This is a genomic window from Hymenobacter frigidus, from assembly GCF_014640435.1.
GTDB classification, from domain to species: domain Bacteria; phylum Bacteroidota; class Bacteroidia; order Cytophagales; family Hymenobacteraceae; genus Hymenobacter; species Hymenobacter frigidus.
The window spans coordinates 185965-207388 of record NZ_BMGY01000003.1 but is presented as its reverse complement, the minus strand read 5'-3'; the positions used below and the strand labels follow the sequence as shown (position 1 = coordinate 207388).

Genomic DNA, 21424 nt, shown 5'->3' with positions numbered 1-21424 from the left:
AGAATCTTACTCCACTCCTTTCCTTCATTGACCTAAATTAAGAGGTCGTGTCTGAACATAGGATAAGAATTTTTGAAAAGTTAATTCAGTACATAAGAAACTTAAGCTCTTTAAGCTTCCTCAAGCTTCAGTGTGAGAATTATAAGTTATAGCTACAACATATTAAATAGTATACTTTAGTATAAAATGAAGTCACGTTTTTATACCAAATAAGACCAGAATCTAATGAATTAATCGGGAGACAAGAAACGCTTCTTCAGTCCGTTTAGGACTACAACAGAATAAAATTAGGTGATAATAAGACGAGCGCGACCGGGACATCTCACTCGCCTCATTAAACGGCGCGAACAAAATGCATCTTCAATACTACACTACAATAATAAGCTACATACCTGTAGTGCATGACAAAAAAGTGAAACTGTAAACAACATTCTACGAACCTAAAAGAACCAACCTAAATAAACCAGAGAGCCTCAAATAATTTTGTCTTATAATTTATATTATGTTAAATTAAATACTCCTCAAAGGACAAGGATACAAAAAAGCCCGTCCATTAACGGACGGGCTCTCCCCTAACCTTTCTAAGTTTGATTACTTTTTATTCATAGTCTGAAGCTTCGCATTCAAACGTTCCGAGTCGACGGTACGGCCGAGACGGAAATAGACTTTCTGCAAAGACACCAAAGTATTGCGGTCATCAGGCTGCAACAACAAGGCTTTTTCGAAATAAGGTACCGAAGCTTCGAAAAACTTCTTGCCTTGAACTTCAAACTTCTTACCCGACACTTGGTAAGTCTTCAAATCCATCTTACTAGCCTTAGTATACGAATCGGCGGCTTTGTTGTAATTATAGACGCCGAGATTAAACTGGGCATCAAAATTATTCGGGTCCAACTCAACAGCCTTTTTGTAGTCTAACAGCGCCAGGTCCGTCTTCTTCTGCTGGTCATACATAGAACCACGTACAGCATAAAGGTTCGAATTAGACGGGTCAGCAGCAATAGACTTATTAATTTTGCCCAAGGCATCTTCGCCTTTACCGCTGGCTAATGACATGTTCAAATCTTCGAGCATGAAAGCCTTGTTGGCAGGATAGGCTACCAGAGCATCCTTAACCACGCTTGCTGCTTCAGCTTCGTTTTTCTGCATCTTAGCCATTTGCAATAAACGCGAGTACAGCGTAACCGACTTGTAGTTCATGCCCAGCAATTGGTTATAACTCGCTTTGGCGCCGGCAAAGTCCTGCTTGGCTTCCGAAGCATAAGCCGAATAAAGCACAGCAGTGGTATCCTGAGGCTTAATTTGAGAAGCTAACTTATAGCTAGCAATGGCCTTATCGTACTCCTTAGCATTATAGCTCGTCACAGCGTCATTGAACGCTTGACCATAAAGACCATCCATGCGCGTCACGGCTTGCTTACCAAACTCACCGGTTTTCGTGTCAATCTCAATGGTTTTAGCATACGACTCAAACGCCTTTTGAACGCCTTCGCCCGGCTGCAATTGCTTGCCAAAAATAGGGCTTTCGAGCATACCCTGGTAAATCTCACCCCGGGTATACCAGGTTTTGGCTTTACCCATGGTTTTCTCATTCACAATAGCCTTATCAATATCAACGCGGGCTTTATCGAGCAGACCGGTACGCTGGTTCAAAATGGCGTTGGTTACGGCCGAAGTCTGTGCCAAAACCATCGAGGGTAGGCTAGCCGCCAGCACGACGGCGGCAGCAAGCGTCAAAAGAGTCTTCTTCATAAAATCAGAAATGAGCTTTAGAACGTTACGTCAGCGGACTTCTCGTCCTAACTAACTGCAACGTTTACAGCGGAAAAAGATAAAAAAATGAGTGAGCAGAAAAATGCAACCGCTTCTATTACCATTTAAACGAAACGAATGCCTACGACCTTGGGTTCGCCAAAAGTAAACGGGGCGGCCCAAATGGACCGGCCCGCTCCTGTTCAGCAATTATGCCAAATCGGCTTCTTCGGCAGCAGCATCTTCTGAAAGTCCGGTTGGCAGTTCTTCCGGCGTGGTACTTGGGGCACCTCCAGCAGCTTCGAGCCCATCGGTTCCCGCCGCTACCAGCGTGGCTTCCGTTTCATCCTCTTTATCATCGGCCGCCACTTTAGCTACCGAAGAAATTTCATCGTTCGCACTGATTTTAATCAAGCGCACACCCTGAGTGGCACGACCAATGGTCCGCAAGTCACTCATCCGCAAACGGATGGTGATGCCTGACTTATTGATAATCATCAAGTCATCGGTGTCATTCACATCCTTGATGGCCACCAGGTTACCGGTTTTATCGGTAATCTTCATGGCCCGGACGCCCTTGCCACCGCGCTTGGTAATGCGGAACTCATCAAGCGAGCTGCGCTTGCCATAGCCGTTTTCACTTACTACGAGCAGTTCCTGGGTGGGGTCAGCCAAACAAACCATGCCCACTACCCGGTTGCCTTCTACACCATCGAGATTGATGCCGCGCACGCCGGCCGCAGCGCGGCCCATCGAACGAACCTGACTTTCGTTGAAGCGTACCGCCCGGCCCGAACGCAAAGCCAACACAACTTCCGAGTTCGGCGTGAGCAGTTGCACATCCAGAATCCGGTCGCCTTCGTTGATGGTAATGGCGTTGATGCCAGCGGTACGGGGACGCGAATACGCCTCGAGCGGGGTTTTCTTAACCGTGCCCTGCTCGGTGCAGAACATGAGAAAGGTGTTTTCGAGGTAGTCCGGGTCTTTCAGACCGCGCACGTTAAGCACGGAACGCACTTTGTCTTCGCGCGGAATCTCGATAAGGTTCTGAATCGGCAAGCCTTTGGTAGCCTTCCCTCCTTCCGGCACTTCGTACACTTTCAACCAAAATACCCGGCCTAGTTCCGTGAAGAACAACAGGTACTCGTGGGTTGTAGCCACGAACAGATGCTCGGTGAAGTCGTCCTTTTTGGAGATGGCCCCGCGTGAGCCGGCACCACCGCGACCCTGGGTCCGGTATTCGTCCAGATTGGTCCGCTTAATGTAGCCTTCGCGCGAGATGGTGATAACCATGGCCTCGTCGGCAATCATATCCTCCGTGGAGAAATCACCGCCGATGTAATTGATTTCCGTGCGCCGGGCATCGCCGTAACGCTCGCGGATATCCAACAGCTCGGTTTTAATGATGCCACGCTGCAATTCATCCGAAGCCAAAACGGCGTTCAAGTGGTCTACAAGCTTCATCAACTCGTTGTACTCGGCCACAATTTTGTCGCGCTCCAGACCAGTCAGGCGCTGCAAACGCATGTCGAGAATAGCGCGGGACTGCACTTCACTCAGAGCAAAACGCTCAATGAGCTGCCCACGGGCCACCTCCGGATCGCGCGAACCACGGATGAGGGCGATAACCTCGTCGAGGTGGTCCAGAGCAATCAGCAGGCCTTCCAGAATGTGGGCCCGCTTTTGGGCTTCGGCCAGTTCGTAACGCGTGCGCCGCACGATAACCTCGGCGCGGTGCTCTACGAAATATTGGATGAGTTGCTGCAGGTTCAACGTCATCGGGCGGCCTTTTACCAGGCACACGTTGTTGACGCCGAACGAGCTTTGCAGCTGGGTGTAGCGGTACAGGTTGTTGAGTACCACGCTGGGCATGGCATCGCGCTTGAGGTCGTAAACGATGCGCATGCCGTCGCGGTCCGACTCATCGCGCATGTCCGAAATGCCCTCAATCTTCTTGTCATTGATGAGCGCGGCGGTTTTTTCAATCATCGACGCCTTGTTCACCATGTAGGGAATTTCGGTAACGACGATTTGCTCCTTGCCCGTTTTAGAGGTTTCGAACGTAGCCTTGGCGCGCATGACCACGCGGCCGCGGCCGGTTTCGAACGCCTGCTTCACCCCCTCGTAGCCGTAAATAATGCCGCCGGTAGGGAAATCCGGGGCCGTGACGTACTGCATGAGCTCGGCCACCGTAATCTCGGGGTTTTCGAGGTAGGCAATGATGCCGCTCACCACTTCCGTCAGGTTGTGGGGGGCCATGTTGGTGGCCATGCCCACGGCAATGCCCGACGTGCCGTTCACCAGCAGGTTCGGGAACTTAGCGGGCATCACGCTGGGCTCTTCCAGCGAGTCGTCGAAGTTGGGCTGGAAATCGACGGTATCCTTGTCGAGGTCGCCCAGCATTTCATCGGCAATGCGCTTGAGGCGCGCCTCGGTGTAACGCATCGCGGCCGGCGAGTCCCCATCAACGGAACCGAAGTTACCCTGACCGTCGACCAGCGGGTAGCGCAGGCTCCAGTCCTGAGCCATGCGCACCATGGTGTCATACACCGACGTGTCGCCGTGCGGGTGGTACTTACCCAACACCTCGCCCACGATACGGGCCGATTTCTTGTAGGATTTATTGTAGCTCACGCCCAGCTCGCTCATGCCGTAGAGCACCCGCCGGTGCACTGGCTTCAGGCCGTCGCGGACATCGGGCAGGGCCCGGGAGATGATAACCGACATCGAGTAGTCGATGTATGCGCCCCGCATCTCATCTTCGATGTTTATCGGAATGATTTTTTCGCCTTCCGCCATTGAGGGGGTTGATAGGCGGCTTAAATAAACCCCAAATTAGGGGGTTTTTAGCCGCAGGGTGAATGGTTCTTTATGTGCGTGCGAAGATACAACAAAAAGGCCGCAACGGCAAGCGCAGCGGCCTTTTATCGGGCTCAGAAGCAGTAGGAAGCAACGTGGTGTACAGGCAGCAAACCGCTTACTTCAGCGTCTTGCTTTTGTCCTGCGGATTGGTCCCGGACTTGGGATTGTAAGTCTTGATTTTTTGGCCGATGGACGGGTTCTGCATCTTCAACAACGGTTGACCGCGGTAGCGCTGGCCGCTGTGCATATGCACCTTGCGCACATGGCAGGTTTCGATGGGACACGTACGGCAGCTCACGGCCAAAAACAGCAGCAGGCAGGGAAGTAAGCGGAGGAACAGCTTCATGGCGCAAAGGTACGCAGCCGGCCCACGCGGCACTACCCGGCTCCAACACCCGCCCCACTCCTATTGGTCAACCCCGTCCCACTCGGCCAGAAAACGCGCCACGTAGGTTTCCATGTAGGCGTGCCGCTGCTGCGCAACCTGCCGGGCCGCATCGGTGTGGAGCCGGTCCTTGAGATGCAGCAGCTTCTCATAGAAATGATTGAGCGTGGGAGCGGTGTTCAGCTGGTAGCTGGCAAAGCTGTCGTGGGCCACGGGAGCAATAGCGGGGTCGTGCAAGGGCCGGCCCTTGTGCCCACCGTAAGCAAAGGCCCGGGCAATGCCAATGGCCCCAATGGCATCCAAACGGTCGGCGTCCTGCACCAGGGCCGCCTCCACCGAAGATACCGGCGTTTCGACCCCCAACCCTTTGAAGGAAACCTCCCGAATGATGGTTTCGACGCGCGCAATCAAGGCTTCGGGAGCCTCCTGGCTGCGCAGCCATTCACGGGCAGCGCGGGGGCCGGCTTCGTAATCGCCGCCGTGAAATTTCCAATCGGCAATATCATGCAGCAACGCCGCAAGCTCGGTTACTTCCTGGTCGGCTTCGGGCGCGGCAACGGCCAGCCGGCGGGCCATGAGCCACACCCGCCGGATGTGAGCCCAGTCGTGCCCGCTGCCTTCACCGGCAAATTTTTGTTCGATAAAGGCAGCAGTAGCAGTGATTAGCGGAGATGACATGGGCAAAGAATACTAAAAGTGCAGCGTTGGCTGGTTAACAAAAAAAGGCGGCTGCTACCCGAAGTAGCAGCCGCCAGTTGGGGCCGTAAAAATAGGGGTTAGCGCTGCACGTTCAACGACCAATCGTAGGGCACGTAGCTTAGCGAGGCATCGAGCTTGATTTTCTGGGTAGCGTAGCGGTTGATAAAGTTCTGCACCGAGGTACTGCCATTCTTGGCAAAATCCTTGGGATAGAAATTAAAAATGGACGACACCTGGGGCTTGTCGGCTGGCGTGAGCTTGTTTTTAGCCGGATTGTTCACAAAACCCCGGGCCTGGTCATCGAGCTGCTCGTTGAGTCGCGGACCGGTAAACGCCTCATTGCGCAGCCGGGGGCACGACATGGCCGCGCACACCAGCGCCACATGAATGCGGTTGTCATCGAAATTCTTGCGAATAATGCGTTGCTCCAGGTCATTGAGCGAGTACCGGGTATCGCCCAGCTTGATGAAGTGCTGGTCCCACGGCGTATTGACGAAAATCTTATCGCCGCCCAAATCCTTGATACTTTTCACCGGGTAGCTGCGGATAATACGCTGCACCGTGAAGGCATTGTAGGCATTAATCCAATACGCAAGCCGGTCGTTCTGAGTCCAGCTGCGGCCGGGGAGATTGGCCGACACATCCTGCAGGTACGCATTCAGGGCCAAGCTGTCGGCCTGCAGGGCCTTGTAGTTGACCAGGCCCTGGTCGTTCACATATTTTTTCAACAGACCGTCCCAGGCGGCGTGCGTGAGCGGCAGCGCGGTGCTTTTAGCAGTTGGATTGAGAGGAATGAGGTAGCGCACGTAGCCGCAGCCGCTGAAACCGGTAGCCAGGCAAAACAATGCGCCAAACATGGCCAAGCGAGAAATTAAACGCATCAATGAGGAATGTAACGCCGTGAAATAAACATACTTCAAAAAAGGAAACAACTGAGTCAGCGTCTCCAAAAAGCACAGAGCAGGTACGCAATCGGGGGACGTCAAGTTTGCGTGGCTTGCTATTCCCCTCGTCCCGGCACAGTTAACTCAGGAAATAATCGGGGCCCGCTCAAAGGGCTTGGTCCGGTCGAAAAGGTAGCGGTAGGTAGCGTGGGTGCGCCAGATAGTCCCACCAAGAGCTTCGGCCACGCGCATCATTTTAGGATTGAAGTCGCCAATCCAATTCATCACGAAATCTTCGTACTGCACTTTGCTGGTGTCCTGCACGGTGTTGCACACGGTCAGGACGAAGGCGGTTTCCAGTCCTTTGCCCTGGTGCGCGGGCACAATGCCAAAGGCGATGCCGGTGAACGTGCGCACCGCCCCACGCCAACGGTGCCAGGCAAACTTGAGCTTGCCCACCCAGTTTAAGTCACCGTTCACGTAACAGAAAAGCTCGTTGAGTTCGGGCAGCGCAATAAAAAAACCCACTGCTTCGCCCTGGTAGTAGGCAAACCAGCATATCTGCTCGTCGATGATGGGCCGCAGCTTTTTCATGATTTGCGCCGACTGCTCGGGCTGCATCTCCTTCACGCCGTCGTGCTTCACCCAGGCTTTGTTATAAACCTGCCGGAAGTCTTCGGTGTACTTGGCCAGGTTGGAAAGCCGCAAGTGCTCAAAGCTGTAATCCGGGTCATTGAATAGCACCTGCGCCTTCTGCTGATAAGCCGGCGACAACGGCGCAGCCACCTTCCGAAAATACGTGTACTGATTGAAATAGCGCCCAAATCCGTAGGTTTCCAGCAGCCGGCGGTAGTACGGCGGGTTGTAGTTTTGGCCGTAGAGCGGCGGGCCGAAATTATCGAGCAATGCACCCCACCATTGGTCGCGGTCGCCAAAATTGATGGGACCATCCATGGCTTCCATTCCTTGGGAAGCTAGCCAGGCGCGACAGCCATCGAGCAGCATATTGGACGCGGGCTGGCTGTCAGCGCACTCAAAAAAGCCCATCCCGCCCGTGGGCTGGGCAAATGTGTGGGCCGTGTGCTCGTTCACGAAGGCGGCCACACGGCCCAAAGTCTGACCCGTATTATCGACCAAAAGCCAGCGGCAAAGGTCGCCATGGCGAAAATACTTGTTCTTTTGCCGGTCAAATACCGCTTCGAGGTCTTTGGTAAGCGGCCGCACGTAGTTGGCATCGGCCGCGTACAAGCGCACCGGAAACTGCAAGAATTCGAGGGCCTGAGTTGGGGTTTCAACCTGCACTAAACGCATACATTACTATAAAAACCAAGAGAACTCAGAATAAGGCAACAAGTTAGCAGCCTCAACGGCCCCAACTACCCGCACGCCTCACCCTTCGTTCTCCAAAAAGTCATTATTGCTCATTAGGAGCCATAGTTTGTTCATTTCCATCAAATTGTCATTGCCATGATTTCGCGCTACACAGTTGCCCTAGCCCTGCTCCTGCCACTAAGCCTCACGCCGAAGCTTGCTACCGCGCAGGTACCGCGCACGACGAGCCCGGCCGACACCACCCATAAATTCCAGAATCCCAGCGGAGCTTCGTCAACAACCAGGAAACCGTTTTTACGCAGCAAGCTGTTCCGAGCCACCATCGTTCCCGCCGTGCTCATTGGCTACGGCATTAGCACCATCAACGGCAATGGCATCTACTCATCCTACGATGCCCGCAACGACATCAATCGGGCCTTTGGCCCCGGCCCCCACACCCGCGTCGATGATTATCTCCAGTTCGCGCCCTATTTCGAACTGGGCGGAGTGCTATTGGCGGGCGTAGAAAGTCGCAACGACCGGGTAAACCTGGGGCTGGTCATTCTCAAAGGCGAGGCTATTATGCTGGCCAGCGTCTTCACGGTAAAAAGGCTCACCAAAATCGAACGCCCGAACGGGGGGGCTTCCACTGCCTTTCCTTCGGGCCACACGGCGCAAGCATTTCTGGCGGCCAGCATCGTTCACACCGAATTGCGTGATAAAAGCCAGTGGTACGGCATTGGGGCATACAGCATTGCCACCAGCGTAGCCGTGCTGCGGATGGTGAATGACAAACATTGGCAATCCGACGTATTTGCCGGAGCGGGATTTGGCATCTTATCGGCCCACCTCGCCTACCTCAGCCACCGCAACCGCTGGGGCCGCAAGCCCATTGGCCGGGACGTAAGTATGGTGCCGATGTGGAGCCCAGCGGGCGGCACAGGGTTGAGCCTGACCTGGCGGCCAAAATAGCTGACCATTGTTCCGGTTCGGATTCAGGACGCAACCGAACCCAATCAGGCACGAGCCCCGTGGACCTCCCCAAAGTTGTCCCGCCGCAAAGAATTAAGACCGACGCTGGTCCTGTTCCCTTAACAAGGAAGCCGGTTTACTCACCTCGCACACGCGGAGTGGGTAAACCGGCTTCCTTGTTAAGGGAACAGGAATAGTACAAAAGTATCGGCGTTCGTTAGACCCCTCAAGGCACCGTTGTCGATAAAAACAGCACATTTTTCCCGCCCCGCACTGCCCCGCCACACCGTTAGGCCACGCTGGTCTGGTAATGCAAGCGAAAGGTTTGGGGCGGGGTCGCCACCTGCTTGGTAAACAGGCGAATGAAGTACGACGGGTCGTCGTAGCCCAACAAGTAGCCGATTTCCTTCACGCTCAGTTGGGTATGAATCAGCAGGCGTTTGGCTTCCAGGATAATCCGGTTTTTTATCACGTCGTTGGGCGTGCTATTGCTAAAGCGGGTAATGCGCTTGTTCAGGGCCTTGGGGGTGATGTGCAGCATGGCCGCGTAGTCGGCCACGGCGTGCTGCCGGGTGTAGTGCCCCTCCACCAATTGGCTGAACGTGCGCGAAAACTCCACTTCCTGCCGGGCTTCCTCGCTCACCACGTGGTGCTGCTGCTTCCAGAGCCGGGTGGACCGAATGATGAGCTGTTTGAGCAGGATGCGCAACATTCCCTCCATGCCGGAATCCTGCAGGGCCATTTCGGCACGTATTTCCTGCACAATGGCCCGCATGATGGCCCGGGCCTCGTCATTCATGAACACCACGGGAACGTGGTAGGCGTTATGAAAGAGAATGCCGTCGCAGGCCACCTCTTTGTCGTGAATCTGAATGCAGTAAAAATCCCGGTGGTAGTAGAGTACGGTACCGATGCAGTCCAAATCGAACCAGTAGTACTGGCCGACGTTGATGAAGAACAAGACGTCTTGTTCGAGGCGGTACTCGTTGAAATCAATCACGACCCGCCCGCCCGCCTGCACCAAAACCACTTTGATAAAACCGGCCAGCTCCGGTTGGGTGAATTTGCCGATGGGCAGCTGGGCAAAATCGAAGTAACCAAAGGTTCCGAGAGCAGCTTGTTGGCCTTGCGTCATACCCGGAAAACCCGATAGCGGAAGAAATGTTGATGAGTGAATCTGGAGCGGCAAAACCCCGCCGCCAGGACTTTCGGCTCACCGCTTTTTTACCTCGGTGTGTAGGCGCTGCCAATCCTGTTTTTCAAGCCACCCCTGCCCTGTTTATGACCGGCTTGTTCCCAATGGGCAAACCAAGCAGTGACCCCAGCGAAAGCCCACCCTGACGAAACGAGTACAAAGGCCCAGCCGGTTGCGGCCCGTCACAACATCGCAGACCACCGATTCCCCCAGACGCAAAAAACCCGGAAAACGGCCTCCACGAAGTGTGAAGTTGTTTTCCGGGTGTTCCGGTAAAGGATATGTGAGCCGCCTGTCGGACTCGAACCAACGACCCTCTGATTACAAGTCAGAAGCTCTACCAACTGAGCTAAGGCGGCTAGTTGCTGTGACAAAAGTACGCAAATAATGCGCTTATGCCAGCGTCAATGCTTCTTTTAACAATAAAAGGGGCCCGGTGCAATGCGCACCGGACCCCTTTTCGACTGATTACTATAGGGTTTCGATACTTACCTAGCTGCGGATAATCCGCAGCTGCTTTTTCAAAACTTCAATCCGCTTCTGTCCTTCGGCAATGCGGCCCTGGTACTCCTCCCGCAACTGAGCAGCGTTTTTGGAGCGAGCAAAGAAGTCGAGGTTGGTTTGCAGGGTGGCGTGGTCGTTTTCCAGCTCGTTGATTTCCTTGCGCAACGCCATTTCCTTGCGCGTTAGCTGCTGTTGGGCCTGCGGACGGGCCTTCAGGCGGGCTATTTCGGTCTGGAACAACAGGTCGCCGCGGTCGGCGTAGCCCAAGCCGGGAACGTGGTCGAGGTACTTGCCCAGCAAGGTAATAAGCTGTTCTTCGCTACGGTCGGCGGTACCCCGGTTGGGCTGCTCATCAGAGGGGTCGAATTCGGTTGCCCAGCCGGCCAGCAAGGCGCGGAAGCCTTCCAGCGAGCCTGGGGCATCGGCCGAAAGGGCATTCACCTGCTCGGCAATCTGGTCGAGGTGCGTGGTTTGCTCCACCGACGACTGCTGCACTTTCTCCTCGCGCTGGCGCGACTCCTGACGCGGGCGGTCGAAAATGGTGTCGCAGGCGGCGCGGAAGCGGTGCCAAAGCTTGTCGGCCAGCTTGTCGGGCACGCGGCCCACCTCCTTCCACTCCTTTTGCACCCGGATAACTACTTGGCGGGCGGCATCGCCATCGGCGTTGTTGGCAGCTTCCTCGGCTTGCTCAATGAGGGCCACTTTGGCCTTCACGTTGGCCGACTTCTCGTTGTCGAGCGACTTAAAGAAATCGTTCTTGCGATTGAAGAAAGCCTTGTAAGCGGCCCAGTATTGCTTGTTGAGGGCATCGGCCTGGGCGCGGGGCACGAGGCCCGCTGCTTCCCACTCGGTTTTAATTTCCTGGAGCTCGTCGGTTTTGGAGCGCCAAAGGTTAACCCGGTCGGTATCGAACGTAGCGAAGGGGAGCACGCGCTCCAACAGGGCCTGCTTCACCACCAAATTGGCTTTCTCCACCGTCGACCGCTGGTCCACAAACTCCTTGCGACGCTGGTGCAGCACGTCGGACGCGGCAATGAAGCGCTGCCACAGCGGCTCGCGCTGGTCGTTCGGCACGGGGCCGATGTGCTTCCAGTCCTCGTGCAGCTTAGTCAGCTCGTCGAGGGCTTTGTTGATACCGGGCGCAGAATCGAGGGCCTCGGCACGCTTGATGAGGGCTTCTTTAGCCTCCAGGTTGCGGCGACGGTCCAGGTCTTTCATCTCCAGGAACCGGCCCTGCTTGCTGTAATAGATATCGAGCAGGCCGTGGTAAGTGTCCCAAATGCCCTGACTGTCGGTCTGGGGCACGGCACCGGTGGATTTCCACTCGGCTTGCAGCGCCTTCAGCTTGGCCGAGCTGTCCTTGGTTTCAGCGGCTTCAACCAACAGACGGAGCTGGTCGAGCATTGCTTTTTTCTTGATAAGATTATCGCCACGGCTGACATCTTCAGCTTTCGCGTCTTTGACACGGTTCTCGCGGAACTCCTGCATAGCTTTGTTCAGCTCCTGCTGGCCCTCGGGCTGCTGGAATGCGAACGCCTCGGCGCCTTCGCCGCCTTCGGCGAACTTCTGGCGAGCGGCGCTACGGGCCAGGCCCACATTGGCTTCGTACTGCCGGGTGAGGTCCTGAATCTGCTTACGGTTGCGGCGGGCATCGGGCCGGCGCAGCAGCTCAACCAGGTAAGTAGCCTGAGCGGGCAGGTCGAGGGCCGTGAAGTCGGGAGCAACGGTTTCTGACACGTACGTCTCCTCCCCTTCGGCCGCGCTCTCGGTAGCCTCGCCAGCTAGGGGCGTATCGGAAGAAGTAGGCAGTGCAGCCAGCGGCTCCGTTGCAGTTTCCAATTCCGAGGCGCTGTGCAGGTCCACCGTGGGCAGCTCCGGTGCTTGCTCTTCCACGGTTGCCGTCGCGGCCGGGACGCTTTCCGTTTCCGGGTCGGCAATGGGCGCGGGCGTGGCGCTGCCAATGTGCTCAACGGCCGGCAACGCATCGGGATTCGGAATCATACCGGAACCGTAGTGCGCCACGGCGCGGGCTTCGGGAGCCGACATGTCGTGCCCATCAACGGTCACGGCATCGGGCACGTGCTGCGCGGTTTCGGCGGCAGCGGCGGCTTCGGGCGAACCGGCTGACGGGCTCAGGGCGCTTGACACTTGGGGGGCAGACGCTTCGGCCGTTCCTGCCCCAGCGGGCTGGTCGGCGGGCAATGCAGGGGTGCCTTGCGCGGGCAGCTCGATAGGGGCTTCAGCAGCAGGGAGCGCGGCAGCAGCAGTTGCGTCCCCCGTGTTATCCTGAATCTCAGCCAGGCGGCGTTGCAAAATGGTCATCCGGTCCTCGGCGGCCGGGTCGGGGCCACCGGCGAGCGGGGCAGTGGGGTTTTCTTCAGCAGCCATAAATCTTCGTAAAAGCCAGCCCCGCGAGTGGAGCCAGAGCAGAGAGCAAAAAAGAGTTGGTAAAAAACAATTCCACGGCCCGTAAACCGCGCATGAAACAAATCAATTTAAACGAGGGTCGACCGGATAGTTGGCCAGCACCTTAAAACGCCCACCTTTCTCCCGCAAAATCTCCCGCCAAAAGGCATCAGATGACAAAGTAAACACTTTCCCGGCGCTCGCGGGGTGCCGTATCCAACTCTGACCCTGCATTTCGCCCGCCAATTGCCCCGCCGACCAGCCCGAATAGCCCACAAATAAGCGCACTTCGTCGGCCGCCACGGCCCCGCTGCCAATCAGGCCCAGCAGCAGCTCAAAATCGCCACCCCAATACACGTCCTGGCCCAAGTCATTGGCTCCGGGCAGGTCGGCTTGGCGGTGCAGATAGTGCAGCGTATTGGGCTCGACGGGCCCGCCAACGTAGAGTGGCAGCTCAGCCGCCCCGCTCCCGGCTTGGGGTGGCAGGTCGAGCACATCGCCCAGCGTGATGGAGGTGAGCCGGTTCAGCACCAGCCCGAAACTACCGTGTTCGGGCTCGTCGCGGCAAAGCAGCACCACGCTGCGGGCGAAATTGGGGTCGCCCAGGAAGGGCTGAGAGATGAGCAGGGTGCCGGGACGCATGTTTTCTGGGAATAAGTAGTGGCTGCCCACAAGCCAAACAAAAGAGCGCCGTTCGGCCCGCTGACACTTGGTGGTACCTTGCAGCCCGAAGCGCATTTTGCTCGCTCGAACCGGCCAACTAAGACTGCAACGCAGTGAAAATTGTTCCGTTTGCCAGACAAGTCTTGCGTGGCATGGGCCGTTGCTTGGGCATTACTACGCAACCTTTGTCCGCTGTTAATTGCTTACCGCTCTCCTGAAAAATGACTGACTCCCACCTTGCCGACTTGCGCAAAACCTACGCGCAGCGCACCCTCTCGGAAACCGACGTGCTGCCCGATGCCGTGCACCAGTTCCGTCAGTGGCTGGACGAGGCCCTGGCCGCGCACCTCGAAGAACCTACGGCCTTCACGCTGAGCACCGTATCGGCGACTGGGCAACCGTCGTCACGAGTAGTGCTGCTCAAGGGGCTGCCCGAGGATGCGGGCTTCCTCTTCTATACTAATTACGATTCGCGCAAGGGCCAGGAGCTGGCCGCGCAGCCCCTGGCGGCCATCAACTTCTTTTGGCCCGGCCTGGAACGGCAGGTGCGGGTGGAAGGCCGGATTGAAAAAGCCCCCGAGTCGCTCTCCACCGAGTATTTTCAAAGCCGGCCGCGCAGCAGCCAGCTCGGGGCCTGGGCCTCGCCCCAGAGCCAGGTAATTGGCAGCCGCGAGGAGTTGGAAGCCCGCGAAGTTCGCATGGCTGAGGAGTTTGGCGCGCAGGACCCGCTCCCCCGGCCCGACAATTGGGGGGGCTACATTCTGCGGCCGCACCGGGTGGAATTTTGGCAAGGCCGACCCAGCCGCCTGCACGACCGCATCGTGTACGAACGCGAAGGCAGTGCGTGGAAAAGAAGCCGCCTGGCCCCGTGAAGTCAATTAAAAATTGAAAATGAATAGTTAAAGTTTGGCATCACTAATTAAGATTTCATGATGTCGAAACCTCATTTTTAATTTTTAATTATTCATTTTAATTCATTAGATGGCTGAGATTCAACCCCTGCGCGGCTGGCGCTACAACCCGGTTTTAAGTACTGACATCGACGCGTACGTGTCGCCGCTGTTCGACGTCGTATCGGCCAAGCAGCGCGAGGCTTTGTACCGCAATCCGCTCAATTCCATTCACCTATCGGTGCCGCGGGCGGCCGACCCCGCCACGGCAGCGTTGGAGTGCCTGCGCGAGTGGCAGGCCAGCGGGGTGCTGGTCCAGGATGCACTGCCCGGCATTTACGCCTATTACCAGTATTTCCGCCTGCCCGGCAGCAGCCGGGAATATTGCCGGAAAGGGTTCATGTGCCACATTTGGGCGCACGACTGGGCCGACAACGTGGTGCTGCGCCACGAAAACACCCTACCCGCCGCCGTAAACGACCGGACCGAGCTGCTGGCCCGCACGGAGTTTCAGTCCAGCGCCACCCACGGCTTGTATCAGGACGAGGATTTCGAATTAGAAACTTACCTGGACGAGGCCATGCGCACGCCGCTCCATGAAACCGAAGAGGACTACCAGGGCGCGCGGGATGTGCTGGCCGTAATTCAGGACGCGGCCGTTATCCGGCGCTTTCAGCAGGTGCTGGCGGCCCGGCAGGTAATTCTGGCCGATGGCCACCACCGCTACGAAGGCTCCCTAACCTACCGCCAGGCCCGGGAGAAAGCAACCGATGGCCGCGCCAACGGCCGCGAGCCCTGGAACTACCACCTGATGTATTTGACCAACTCGGCCGCCGACGACCTGCGTATTCTGCCCACGCACCGCCTGTTGCTGGAGCTGCCCGGCGATATCAGCGATGCGGAGCTGCTGGCCCGGCTTGAAAAATACTTCACGGTAATGCCCAAAGACGACGTCAATGTTCTACCCGAAATAATTGCCGGCAAGCCCTGGGCATTTGGTCTTTACCTTGGCGGCCAGGCCTACAAAATCCGTCTGCGCCCCGAGGTTCATTCCCAGCTCGATTGGGATACCACCACCGAAGTAAAGGCGTTGGATTTGACAGTACTGCACTTTTTTGTCTTGGAAAAGGCTTTGGGCATCGTCGGGCCCGATGCCCAGCGCATCTGGCCGGGCGTGGCTTACGTGCGCAATTTCACCGAATGCCTGCAGCGCGTGGACCGCGGCGAAGCCCGGGCCGCCTTAATCGTGAATGAGGTGAGCATGGCCGAGGTAACGGCCGTGTGCCACTCGGGAGCCGTGATGCCCCCCAAATCAACTTTCTTTTATCCGAAAACCATCGGCGGCTTCCTATTTAGCAGCATTGCCGATGACGAAGCCGACAACCTATTTGCTGCGTATTTTCAAAACCCGCTCGCGTGAAACTGATTTTAGCTTCCAATTCTCCCCGGCGGCGCCAGCTGCTCACCGAACTGGGCCTGGCCTATGAAATTCGGCTGCTGGAAGTCGACGAGGAATTTCCTGACCACCTGCGGCGGGCCGAAGTAGCCGAATACCTGGCGGCCCACAAAGCAGCCGCCTACGCGCCAGGCCTTGCACCCGATGAAGTGGTGCTCACCGCTGATACCATCGTGTGCCTGGGCGATGACGTGCTGAATAAGCCCGCCGACGTAGCCGAAGCCACCGCCATGCTCACCCGCTTGCAGGGCCGGGCGCACGACGTATTCACGGCCGTGTGCCTGCGCTGCGGCGATGGCCGCGAGGTGGTATTCTCCGACCAGACCACTGTGCATTTCCGTTCCCTCAGCCCGGCCGAAATCAGCCACTACATTGCCACCGCCCGCCCCTTCGACAAAGCCGGCGCCTACGGCGCGCAGGACTGGCTGGGCATGGTGGGCATCCACCGGCTCGAAGGCTCCTACTTCACCGTGATGGGCCTGCCCACGCACCGGGTGTGGGAAGAGCTGGCTAAGCTTGGAGCGTTGCCCGCTCACGCTTAAGGGAACCTCCTCATGAGCGAGCCTTTGCCTCGGTTCTTGGCCAGCCTGGCCACAGCACTACTGGCGGCCTGCGCCGGCTACGCTGCGCTGGTGCTGTCCGCAACCAGCACAGTCGAAATTCGGGCGCTGGACCAAATATTTCCTTTTTACGGCTGGCATGTCCAAGCGCTTACGGCGGCTGAGTTATCCGTGGCTTGCCAGGGGCTGGCCTTGGGTGCCTTGCTCCTTGTTGCGCTCCTGGGCCTTATGGTTCTACCCGCGGTGGGCCGACGGGAACTGAGTAAATTATTAGTGGAAATCAGCTCAGCGGGCGCCGGGTTGCTCGGGGCCTTACGAACGCTCAGCCGCCAGGAACGGAGGCTGAGCTGGGCTTTTCTGGTGCTGCTCACGCTGGTGCGCGTCTATTTCAGTTTCGCCAATCCGGAATACGACGACGCGGTTTCCTACGAAGTATTTGTGAGTAAGGGACTGCTGGCTACCAGCGCCTATTATCCCATCCCCAACAACCACGTTTTCTCGAACACCATCAGCTTGCTGTTTTACCAGGTAAGCCCCGGGTTTTGGTGGAGTATGCGGCTGCCGGTCCTGCTTATCAGCACGGCAGCCACGGTTTTGCTGTTCGCGGGCTTGGTACGGCGCAGTAATTTTCGGGTGGCGCTGGTAGCAGTGAGCTTATTCAGCGGGCTGCAGCTCAGCCTGTACCACGCGGGCGTGGGCCGCGGCTACTGGCTGCTGATTCTGCTGGCCGTCGTGGTGTTTTTCAGCACGTTAGAATTAAACCTGGAGCGCGGCCGGCACCGGGCAGCCTGGGCAGGCCTGGCGCTGGCTGGCGTGCTGGGTTGCTACACAGTACCGCCATTTGTATACGTGCTGGCTTCGGCTTTTTCCTGGCTGGGGCTGGGCGTGTTGCGGCAGCGGGCCTGGCCGCAGTTGGGGGTGCTAGCGGGAATAGGCCTAAGTATTGGCGCGGGCGCGGTGCTGCTGTATGCCCCGCTCCTGCTGGTTTCCGGCGGGTCGGCGTTCGTGGGCAACGGCTACGTGGCCCCGCTGGCACCGGGGGCATTTTGGACTGGCCTGCCCGGCTATTTGTGGCACAATGAAGGCTTTCTGGCGGGCCAGCGCACGCTGGGAGCATTAATAACCCTGCCGGTTCTGGCTTTTTTGGGATGGATGTTCCAGCAAGTCCGAACCAATCAATTGAGCGCGCAGCCGGCCCGTCAGCTACGGGCTTTGGGCGTACCAGCTTTGTGGTTTATGGCGTTTCCTTACGCTATTATCATGGTGCAGCGGGTTTTTCCCCCGGAGCGGGTATTACTCTACAAAGCCGCCTTTTTCTTTATTCTGACGGGGTTAGTGGTTGATTGGGCTCTGTCGCGGTGGACGGCACCAAAGTTCCGCTGGATGAGGCGCGGTCTGGCCACGCTGGCGGTATTATTTGGCCTATATGAAACCTACAGCGTGGTGCGCGTCAACCCCGTAGCCCGGGGCACCAATGCCGCTTACCATGCCGGCCTGCACTGGCTGGCCACTCAGCCGCCCGGTGCCGTACTGATACCCGAACCCACCCACAACCTGTTCTTCCGCTTCTATGCGCACACCCAGGCGCGGGAGCGCACCTGGCAGATTGATAATATGCAACGCCCCAACACGCGTTATTCTTACGTGGTGGCCTTTCCCGGTAAGCGCGGCTTTTTCCAACCGCTTTTCGCCTTTCCGCCGGCTTACCATAATTCAGAAGTAGAAATCTACCGCATGCCCAACAGTTATCCGCTCAACACCAAGCCTTGGAGGCACGATTAACACCGTGGCGGAAGCCGACTAATTAATGCCCCCGCGCCAGCAGCGCAATACCAGCCACAATCAGCAGCAAGCCGCCGGCCTGGGGCAGCGACAGCGCCTCACGCAGCACCACCAGCCCCAGCACAGCCGTCAGCAGCACCGAGCCTCCCACAATTACCGGTGTGCCCACGGAGGAATCAACCCCGCGCTGAAACACCACGAAGGTCAGAATTTCGGCCAGTCCCACGCCCAGCCCGGCCAGCGCCGCCAGCGCCAGCCCCTTGCCCGAAATAGCCAGCGGTTGCCCTTCCAGCTTTAGTTTCAGCAGCCACGCGCCCCCGAGGCCGGCCGCCACCAGCTGGAGCACTACCGCGCCCACGGCCGGCGGCACATGGTCGGCGGCGAGCTTAATAAAGAAGTTGTAGAGCGCCAGGCACAGGGCCGTGAGCAAGGCAAGCGGGAGCCAGTTCATCGTATTACCGTAGCTTTTCCTTCAGCAATTCCATTTCCACGGCTGGCGAAATACGCTCGTACAAAATGTTGTAGGCCGCCTCGGTAATGGGCATGTTCACCTTCAGTTTCTTGTTCAGCTCGTGAATGGATTTCACGGCGAAGTAGCCCTCGGCCACCATGTTCATTTCCAGCTGCGCTGATTTCACCGAGTAGCCGCGGCCCACCATGCTGCCAAACGTGCGATTGCGCGAGAACTGCGAATAAGCCGTTACCAACAAATCGCCGAGGTAAGCGGAGGCCGACAAGTCGCGCGGCTGGGGACTGATGGCTTGTAGAAAGCGCCGGATTTCCTGTACCGCGTTGCTCACCAACACGGCCAGAAAATTGTCGCCGTAGCCCACGCCGTGGGCAATGCCGCCGGTGAGGGCAATGATGTTTTTCATCACGGCGCAGTACTCGATGCCGTCGAGGTCCTGGGCGGGGTAAGCCCGCACGTAGCGGTTGCGCAGCAATTCGCAGAACTCCAGCGCCAGCCCGGCATCGGGCGAGCCGATGGTGAGGTAGCTCTGCTTTTCGAGGGCCACTTCTTCGGCGTGGCAGGGCCCGGCAATGACGCCCAACTGATGGCGGCCCAATTTGAACCGCTCGGCCACGTAGTCGGTCACCAGTTGGTTTTTGCCCGGAATCATCCCCTTGATGGCCGAAATCACCTTTTTGTGCTTCAGCACGTCGCGGTCCAGCTTATCAAGCACGGGCTGCACGTAGGCGGCGGGCACGGCCAGCACCAGCCAATCGGCCTCTTCCACGGCGTCCTGCAAGTCGGTAGTCGGGTACACGCGGTTCAGGTCGAACTGCACGGCCGAGAGGTAGCGCGGGTTATGGCGGGTGCGCAGCAGGTGCTGCACGTCCTCTTTCGAGCGCAACCACCAATCAACGCGGGCGCCGTTTTCGCTGAGAATTTTGGTAAGCGCGGTGGCCCAGGAGCCGCCGCCGAGCATGGCTATTTTTTCCAAGAGGGTGAGATTTTAAATTTGGCTGTCCAGGATGGGTACGCGTTCTAAACCCAGAACGTCATGCTGAGCTTACCGAAGCTGCTCAGCATGACGTTCTATCGCTACGCTCAACTAGACGCGCTGTATTTACGACTGATTCGGTCAATTAGCGGTTTCCGCGTCTTCTTTCAGCGCTTCTTTGTTCAGGCTTTTCGCGTCCTTGATTTCCACGTTAGCCCCGTCTTTCAGGCTTTTGGCCACGGCGCGGAAGGGGCCGCTGGCCACTTGCTCGCCCGCCTGCACGCCGCTCAGGATTTGAATATTCTGGAAGTCGCTGATGCCCGTTTTCACCGGCGTGAGCACGGCCTTGCCGTTCTTAATCACAAATACAACTTCCTGAATCTCGGCTTTGGCGCTACCGCCCGGGGCCACGGCCGTAGCCGTGCCAGTGCCCCGGCCCGAGCCCACGCGGGGGCCGCTCTTCTCATCAGTATTTGCTTTGGAAGAGTCTGAACGAGTGGTCACGGCCGCCAGCGGCACGCTCAGCACGCCCGATTTGCGGTCGGTAATAATGTCCACCGAGGCCGTCATGCCCGGCCGAAAAGGCACGATGGTTTTGCCGCGCACCGTGCGCTGCAGGTGCCGGTAGCTTTCGGGCAACAGGCGAATGCGCACCTCAAACTCAGTCACGGCCTCAGCCGTAAGCGCATCCTTGGCCGTGTTAGCAATGTTGGTGACCAAGCCCCGGAACTTCTCATTTTTGCTGGTGTAAGCATCCACTTCCACTTCCACCGAGTCGCCGAGGTTCACGTTGTTCACGTCGTTCTCGTTCACATTCACGCGCACCTCCATGTTGTTGAGGTTGGCAATGCGCATGATTTCGGTACCCGCCATTTGGGTGGTGCCCACCACCCGCTCGCCCTTCTTCACGTTGAGCTTGCTCACCGTGCCGCTAACGGGCGCGTAAATGGTGGTCTTATTGAGGTTTTTGCGGGCTTCTTCCAACGAAGCCGACGCGGCGCTCACGGTGCTTTGCGTGGCCCGGATGCCCTGGCGGGCGCTGTTTATTTCTTCCTGCGAAGCGTTGTAGGCCGCCTGACTGGCTTCGTACTCCGACTGCGAAATCACCTTCTGCTTGTAGAGCGAAGCATTGCGGCGGTAAGTCAGCTCGGTTTGCTTGGCGGCGGCAATTAACTGCTGCAGGCGGGCCTGGGCCTGGCCCACGTTGGCGCGCTGGGTACCCACCTGGGCGCTTTGCACGTTCACCTGGGCTTGGTAGTTGTCGGGCCGAATGCGGAGCAGCAGCTGGCCTTTGCGCACCGAGTCACCCTCCTGCACATACAGCTCGATGATTTCGCCGGAAACGTCGGGCGAGATTTTTACTTCGGTTTCGGGCTGCACCTTGCCCGAGGCACTTACTTTTTCCACGATATTGGCCGGGCCGGCTTTCGCGGCCAGCACCTCCACGCCCACGGGCTTCCCAATCCAACCCTTTTTTTTCGCCACGGTGTAACCTACTATGGCCACCAGCGCAATGCCAATCAGAATAAAGAGTAAACGGTTGTTTTTCATGAGCTTTCATTCAACATTTATCAATTAACATTTAACCGTTGTTCCTCCTGCCCCCAAAGGCGCAATGGTGAGCCACCAGCGTGTTAAATGATAAATGTTAATTGTTA

17 protein-coding genes and 1 tRNA gene are annotated in these 21424 nt (G+C 57.3%); 5 read left to right on the top strand and 13 right to left on the bottom strand.

Annotated elements, in window-relative coordinates:
* Positions 1–591 precede the first annotated feature (591 nt).
* The 6 genes from IEW17_RS02885 to IEW17_RS02860 form a co-directional block, all read right to left on the bottom strand.
* The gene (locus IEW17_RS02885) at positions 592–1752 is read right to left on the bottom strand and encodes a tetratricopeptide repeat protein (protein ID WP_188560507.1); all 1161 of its coding nucleotides are present in this window, start codon (positions 1750–1752) and stop codon (positions 592–594) included.
* A gap of 210 nt (positions 1753–1962) precedes the next feature.
* Positions 1963–4551, bottom strand: a complete 2589-nt coding sequence (gene gyrA, locus IEW17_RS02880; protein ID WP_188560506.1) for a DNA gyrase subunit A — start codon at positions 4549–4551, stop codon at positions 1963–1965.
* A 178-nt stretch (positions 4552–4729) separates the two neighbouring features.
* Positions 4730–4960, bottom strand: a complete 231-nt coding sequence (locus IEW17_RS02875; RefSeq protein ID WP_188560505.1) for a hypothetical protein — start codon at positions 4958–4960, stop codon at positions 4730–4732.
* A 60-nt stretch (positions 4961–5020) separates the two neighbouring features.
* Positions 5021–5677 carry an HD domain-containing protein gene (locus IEW17_RS02870; RefSeq protein WP_188560504.1) on the bottom strand — a complete coding sequence of 219 codons (657 nt, stop codon included), beginning with the start codon at positions 5675–5677 and terminating at the stop codon, positions 5021–5023.
* Between the two features lie 98 nt (positions 5678–5775).
* Positions 5776–6579, bottom strand: coding sequence for a DUF547 domain-containing protein (locus tag IEW17_RS02865; protein WP_188560503.1), 804 nt, complete (start codon positions 6577–6579; stop codon positions 5776–5778).
* Between the two features lie 147 nt (positions 6580–6726).
* On the bottom strand, positions 6727–7893 hold the full coding sequence (locus tag IEW17_RS02860; RefSeq protein ID WP_188560502.1) for a hypothetical protein: 1167 nt from the start codon (positions 7891–7893) through the stop codon (positions 6727–6729).
* A gap of 156 nt (positions 7894–8049) precedes the next feature.
* On the opposite strand from IEW17_RS02860, the gene IEW17_RS02855 reads away from it, so the two are divergent.
* Positions 8050–8865 (top strand): phosphatase PAP2 family protein, encoded by an 816-nt coding sequence (locus IEW17_RS02855; protein WP_188560501.1) that lies wholly within the window; start codon positions 8050–8052, stop codon positions 8863–8865.
* Positions 8866–9154: 289 nt separating this feature from the next.
* Here IEW17_RS02855 and IEW17_RS02850 read toward each other — a convergent pair whose 3' ends face one another.
* The 4 genes from IEW17_RS02850 to IEW17_RS02835 all read right to left on the bottom strand — a co-directional run bounded on the left by IEW17_RS02850 (position 9155) and on the right by IEW17_RS02835 (position 13612).
* Positions 9155–10000, bottom strand: a complete 846-nt coding sequence (locus IEW17_RS02850; RefSeq protein WP_188560500.1) for a helix-turn-helix domain-containing protein — start codon at positions 9998–10000, stop codon at positions 9155–9157.
* A gap of 346 nt (positions 10001–10346) precedes the next feature.
* Positions 10347–10419, bottom strand: a tRNA-Thr gene (locus tag IEW17_RS02845).
* Positions 10420–10552: 133 nt separating this feature from the next.
* Positions 10553–12952 (bottom strand): DUF349 domain-containing protein, encoded by a 2400-nt coding sequence (locus tag IEW17_RS02840; protein ID WP_188560499.1) that lies wholly within the window; start codon positions 12950–12952, stop codon positions 10553–10555.
* Between the two features lie 102 nt (positions 12953–13054).
* Positions 13055–13612 carry a YqgE/AlgH family protein gene (locus IEW17_RS02835; protein WP_229748775.1) on the bottom strand — a complete coding sequence of 186 codons (558 nt, stop codon included), beginning with the start codon at positions 13610–13612 and terminating at the stop codon, positions 13055–13057.
* Positions 13613–13854: 242 nt separating this feature from the next.
* Here IEW17_RS02835 and pdxH point away from each other — a divergent pair, with 242 nt between their 5' ends.
* The 4 genes from pdxH (at position 13855) to IEW17_RS02815 (ending at position 18321) form a co-directional block, all read left to right on the top strand.
* Positions 13855–14505 carry a pyridoxamine 5'-phosphate oxidase gene (pdxH, locus tag IEW17_RS02830; RefSeq protein ID WP_188560497.1) on the top strand — a complete coding sequence of 217 codons (651 nt, stop codon included), beginning with the start codon at positions 13855–13857 and terminating at the stop codon, positions 14503–14505.
* 109 nt (positions 14506–14614) lie between these two features.
* Positions 14615–15943 carry a DUF1015 domain-containing protein gene (locus IEW17_RS02825; RefSeq protein ID WP_188560496.1) on the top strand — a complete coding sequence of 443 codons (1329 nt, stop codon included), beginning with the start codon at positions 14615–14617 and terminating at the stop codon, positions 15941–15943.
* On the top strand, positions 15940–16521 hold the full coding sequence (locus tag IEW17_RS02820) for a Maf family protein (RefSeq protein WP_188560495.1): 582 nt from the start codon (positions 15940–15942) through the stop codon (positions 16519–16521). Before IEW17_RS02825 ends, IEW17_RS02820 begins: the two co-directional genes overlap by 4 nt.
* A gap of 12 nt (positions 16522–16533) precedes the next feature.
* Positions 16534–18321 (top strand): glycosyltransferase family protein, encoded by a 1788-nt coding sequence (locus IEW17_RS02815; protein WP_188560494.1) that lies wholly within the window; start codon positions 16534–16536, stop codon positions 18319–18321.
* 22 nt (positions 18322–18343) lie between these two features.
* Here the strand turns inward: IEW17_RS02815 and IEW17_RS02810 are convergent, their stop codons facing one another.
* The 3 genes from IEW17_RS02810 to IEW17_RS02800 form a co-directional block, all read right to left on the bottom strand.
* Positions 18344–18772, bottom strand: a complete 429-nt coding sequence (locus IEW17_RS02810) for an EamA family transporter (RefSeq protein ID WP_188560493.1) — start codon at positions 18770–18772, stop codon at positions 18344–18346.
* A 4-nt stretch (positions 18773–18776) separates the two neighbouring features.
* On the bottom strand, positions 18777–19766 hold the full coding sequence (locus tag IEW17_RS02805) for an NAD(P)H-dependent glycerol-3-phosphate dehydrogenase (protein ID WP_229748774.1): 990 nt from the start codon (positions 19764–19766) through the stop codon (positions 18777–18779).
* Between the two features lie 141 nt (positions 19767–19907).
* A complete protein-coding gene (locus tag IEW17_RS02800) occupies positions 19908–21317 on the bottom strand; it encodes an efflux RND transporter periplasmic adaptor subunit (RefSeq protein ID WP_188560492.1) in 1410 nt (469 codons plus the stop codon).
* Positions 21318–21424: the final 107 nt, after the last annotated feature.